The organism is Hydrogenophaga sp., from assembly GCF_051007235.1.
In the GTDB taxonomy this organism is placed as follows: domain Bacteria; phylum Pseudomonadota; class Gammaproteobacteria; order Burkholderiales; family Burkholderiaceae_C; genus Hydrogenophaga.
This window is the reverse complement of record NZ_JBPCSJ010000163.1, coordinates 1-4394: the sequence shown is the minus strand read 5'-3', so window position 1 is coordinate 4394 and position 4394 is coordinate 1. Positions and strand designations below refer to the sequence as shown.

General features: G+C 69.8%; 5 protein-coding genes. All 5 read left to right on the top strand.

Annotated elements, in window-relative coordinates; all coding sequences use genetic code 11:
* Nucleotides 1-570: response regulator (locus tag ACR2JA_RS05925; protein WP_434008185.1), on the top strand; the 570-nt coding region annotated here is incomplete at its 5' end.
* Nucleotides 554-2032, top strand: coding sequence for an ATP-binding protein (locus tag ACR2JA_RS05920; RefSeq protein WP_434008184.1), 1479 nt, complete (start codon nucleotides 554-556; stop codon nucleotides 2030-2032). The genes ACR2JA_RS05925 and ACR2JA_RS05920, both read left to right, overlap by 17 nt.
* Before the next feature lie 98 nt (nucleotides 2033-2130).
* Complete coding sequence (gene slmA / locus ACR2JA_RS05915; RefSeq protein WP_434008183.1) at nucleotides 2131-2814, top strand: nucleoid occlusion factor SlmA; 684 nt, start codon at nucleotides 2131-2133, stop codon at nucleotides 2812-2814.
* Nucleotides 2815-2984: 170 nt separating this feature from the next.
* Nucleotides 2985-3695, top strand: coding sequence for a TetR/AcrR family transcriptional regulator (locus ACR2JA_RS05910; RefSeq protein ID WP_434008182.1), 711 nt, complete (start codon nucleotides 2985-2987; stop codon nucleotides 3693-3695).
* Nucleotides 3696-3732: 37 nt separating this feature from the next.
* On the top strand, nucleotides 3733-4394 hold a 662-nt coding region (locus tag ACR2JA_RS05905; RefSeq protein ID WP_434008181.1), incomplete at its 3' end, for an acyl-CoA dehydrogenase family protein.

Genomic DNA, 4394 nt, shown 5'->3' with positions numbered 1-4394 from the left:
GGCGAGAGCTTCGACCTGGCCATCGTGGACATCGGCCTGCCCGGGGTCGATGGCCTGGAGCTGACGCGCCGCCTGCGCACCCGTGGGCTGACCATGCCGGTGCTGATCCTGACCGCGCGCGACGCGCTGCACGACCGCGTGCAAGGGCTGGACCTGGGGGCCGACGACTACATGCTCAAACCCTTCGAGCTGCCCGAGTTGCTGGCGCGGTTGCGCGCCCTGCTGCGGCGCTCGCAGGCCGCCACGTCCGCGGTGCTGGCCTTCGGCCCGCTGGAAATGGACACCGCGCTGCGCCGCGTGCAGCTGGGCAGCAAACCCATGGAGCTGGGTCCGCGCGAGTGGACGGTGCTCGAATACCTGCTGATGCAGGCGCCCAAGCCGGCGGCCAAGGACAAGCTGCTGGCGGCGCTGACCGGCTGGGACAAGGAGATCACGCCCAACGCGATCGAGGTCTACGTCTCGCGCCTGCGCGCCAAGCTGGAGCCGGCGGGCGTGCTGCTGCGCTCCATCCGCGGCTTTGGCTACCGGCTGGAGCTGGCCGCGCCGGCCGACCATGTGGCCGACCTCTGAGCCCGGCGCCCGGCCCGAAGGCGTGATCTGGGGCCTGCAGCGGCGCCTGATGCTGCTGCTGCTCCTGCCGCTGGGGCTGGTGGGGCTGGTCAGTTTCTGGCTGCACTACCAGAGCGCCGGCACCGCCGCGCTGCAGCAAGACCAGCAGCTGCTGCGCCTGGTGCCTCTGCTGGCCGATTCGGTGGTGGTGACCCACAGCGCCGATGCCGCGCCGCCGGCGCTCGCCCCGGGCGATGCCCCTGGGCTGGCCCTGCTGCTGGCGCCGCCGGTGGACGAGTTCCTCAAGGACCGCGAGGGCTTTGCGGCCTACGCCATCCGCGAAGCCAGCGGCCGGCATGTGCTGGGCGACGCGTGGCTGCCCACGGTGCTGCCGTCCACCGAGGGCGCCGAGTACCTGAGCGTGGTCGAAGGCGGCATCACCTACCGCGTGGTGGCCCAGCGTTACGACATCGCGGCCGGCGACCTGATAGTGATGCTGGCCGATGGATCCGACGCGCGCCAGCACTGGCTGGACACGCTGCTGGTGCGTGTGTTGCTGCCCAACCTGCTGCTGCTGGTGGTGGCCGGTGTGGCCGTGACCTGGGCCGTGGCCCGTGCGCTGCGCCCGCTGATCGACCTCAAGCAGGCGGTGGAGCGGCGCTCTCCGCGCGACCTCAGCCCCATCGACGCCGACAGCGCGCCGGCCGAGGTGCGGCCGCTGGTCAGCTCGCTCAACCGGCTGTTCGCGCTGGTCAACGCGCAGTCCGAGGCGCAGCGCCGCTTCGTGGCCGATGCCGCGCACCAGTTGCGCACGCCGCTGGCTGGCCTGCAGGCGCAGGTGGAGGCCTGGGCCCAGGCCGCGCGCAGCATGGGCACGGGCGACCTGCTCAGCCTGCGCGTGGACCAGGTGCAGCGCCTGCGCGACGCCACGCGCCGCACCTCGCAACTGGCCAACCAGCTGCTGGCGCTCTCGCGCGCCGATGCGCTGAGCGCCGACGCCCAGCCGCTCCATCAGGTGGACCTCAAGGACCTGTGCGAGAACATCCTGGCGCTGTACCTGGACGCGGCGGCGGCCAAGGGCATCGACCTGGGCCTGGAGAGCCAGCCCGCGCAGACGCGTGGCCACGCTTGGCTGCTGCGCGAGCTGCTGATCAACTTGGTGGACAACGCGGTGAAGTACACGCCCGATGGCGGATGCATCACGCTGCGCTGCGGCCAGGAGCAGGTGGGCGGTGCCGACCTGGCCTGGATCGGCGTCGAGGACGACGGGCCGGGCATTCCCGACGGCGAACGCGACCGCGTGCTGCAGCGCTTTTACCGCCTGCAGGGCTCAGCCGGTGAAGGCAACGGGCTGGGTCTGGCCATCGCCGACGAGATCGCGCGCGCGCACCACACCCAGCTGCAATTGCGCACCGGGCCAGGTGGTCGGGGCCTGTGCGTGCGGGTGGCGTTTGTCGCCGCACCGGGCCCGCGGGCGGCCTGAAAACGCTGTGCGAAAATGAAACAAAGGATGACAACCTGGCCGACCCGCGGGGGCCCACGCCCCGCACCGCCTGCCGCCCAACGAGGGATTCCCCGCCCATGACCGCCAGCGCCCCAGAGCCCCTGCACACGGCCGACGCCACGTCCGACACCGGCCACGATGCCGATGCGGCCACCTCCGGTGCTGGGCGCAAACGGCCCAAGCCGGGCGAGCGGCGGGTGCAGATCCTGCAGGCCCTGGCCGCCATGCTGGAGCAGCCCGGGGCCGAACGCATCACGACCGCCGCACTGGCAGCCCGCCTGGATGTGAGCGAAGCCGCCCTCTACCGCCACTTCGCCAGCAAGGCGCAGATGTTCGAGGGCCTGATCGAGTTCATCGAGCAGTCCATCTTCGGCCTGGTCGGCCAGCTCGGCGACCGCGAGCCCGATGCCGCAGCGCGTTCGCGCAAGCTGGTCACGCTGCTGCTGCAGTTCGGCGAGAAGAACCCCGGTATGACGCGCGTGATGGTGGGCGATGCCCTGGTGTTCGAAAACGAGCGCCTGCAGCAGCGCATGAACCTGTTCTTCGACAAGATCGAAGCCACCCTGCGCCAGAACCTGCGCGAAGCGGCCGTGCTCAGCGGCACCGCCACGCCCACGGTGGACGCGCAGGCGGACGCCTCGGTGGTCACAGCCTTTTGCGTCGGGCGCCTGCAGCGCTTCGCGCGCAGCGGTTTCAAGCGCCTGCCCAGCGAGAGCCTGGAGCACAGCCTGGCGCTGTTGCTGCCGACCGAACACCTCTGACGGACCGCCGACCGGGCCACCGGGTGTGACGTTTTAGGGCCTGCGCCCTAAACAAAAATCCCCCAAAGCCGGACAGGCTTGCCCGCTGGGCGGGATTTGCGGTAAAAATAGCACGACCGTTCGATTTGTCGAGCGGTCTTTTTTTACCCCACCGTCCGGTTCCACCGCCCATGCCCGTCACCCGTCCCGCCCAACGTGCCCGCGCCGCTGCCGACGCCAGCCGCCCGCTGCAGAAGGGCCAGCAGACCAAGGCCGCCATCGTCGATGCGGCGCTGGGCCTGGCCACGCAGATCGGTCTCGAAGGTCTGTCCATCGGCGCGCTGGCCGAGGTCATGCAGATGAGCAAGTCGGGCGTGTTCGCCCACTTCGGCTCGCGCGAAGAGCTGCAGATCTCGGTGGTGCGCGAGTACCACCACCGCTTCGAGGAAGAAGTCTTCTACCCGGCCATGACCGCCGCGCGCGGCCTGCCGCGCCTGCGCGCCATGTTCGACAACTGGATGAAGCGCACCTCGGTCGAAATCGACTCGGGTTGCATTTACATCAGCGGCGCGGTCGAATTCGACGACCGGCCCGGCCCGGTGCGCGACGCGCTGGCCAGCTCGGTCAACACCTGGCTGGCCGCCATGCAGCGCGCCATCGAGATCGCTGTGGCCGAAGGCCACCTGCGCGCCGACACCGACGCCGGCCAGATGGGCTTCGAGATCCACGCCCTGATCCTCGCGCTGCACTACGAAGCCCGCTTCCTGCGCAGCCCCGAATCGCTGCGCCGCGCGCTGACCGCTTTCGAAGGGATCGTGGCGCGCTACAGCATCGGCGAGCACGCGCCCGCCCCGTCCTCCCCCCGCAAGGCCACGGCTCGCAAGCCCCGCGCGGCGGCCTGATCCGCTTTCCTCACAAACCCACCACAGGAGTCCACCCATGCCCGTCTACAACCCGCCCCTGCGCGACATGCAGTTTGTGATGCACGAGGTGCTGAACGTCAGCGCCGATTTCCAGACCATGCCGCAGCACGCCGAGATGGATGCGGACACCATCAACGCCGTGCTGGAAGAGGCCGGCAAGTTCGCCGCGCAGGTGATCTTCCCGCTCAACATCAGCGGCGACACCGAAGGCTGCACGCTGGACAAGACCACGCACGAGGTGAAGACACCCGCTGGCTTCAAGGACGCCTACAAGACCTACACCGACGGTGGCTGGTCGGCCCTGAGCTGTGACCCCGAGTACGGCGGCCAGGGCCTGCCGTTGGTGGTGAACCAGTGCCTGTACGAAATGATGAATTCGGCCAACCAGGCCTGGACCATGTACCCCGGCCTGAGCCACGGCGCCTACGCCGCGCTGCACGAGCACGGCACGCCCGAGCAGAAGGCCCTGTACCTGCCCAAGCTGGTCAGCGGCGAGTGGACCGGCACCATGTGCCTGACCGAACCCCACTGCGGCACCGACCTGGGCCTGATGCGCACCAAGGCCGAACCGCAGGCCGACGGCACCTACAAGATCACCGGCAACAAGATCTTCATCAGCGCCGGTGAACACGACATGGCCGCCAACATCGTGCACCTGGTGCTGGCCCGCCTGCCCGA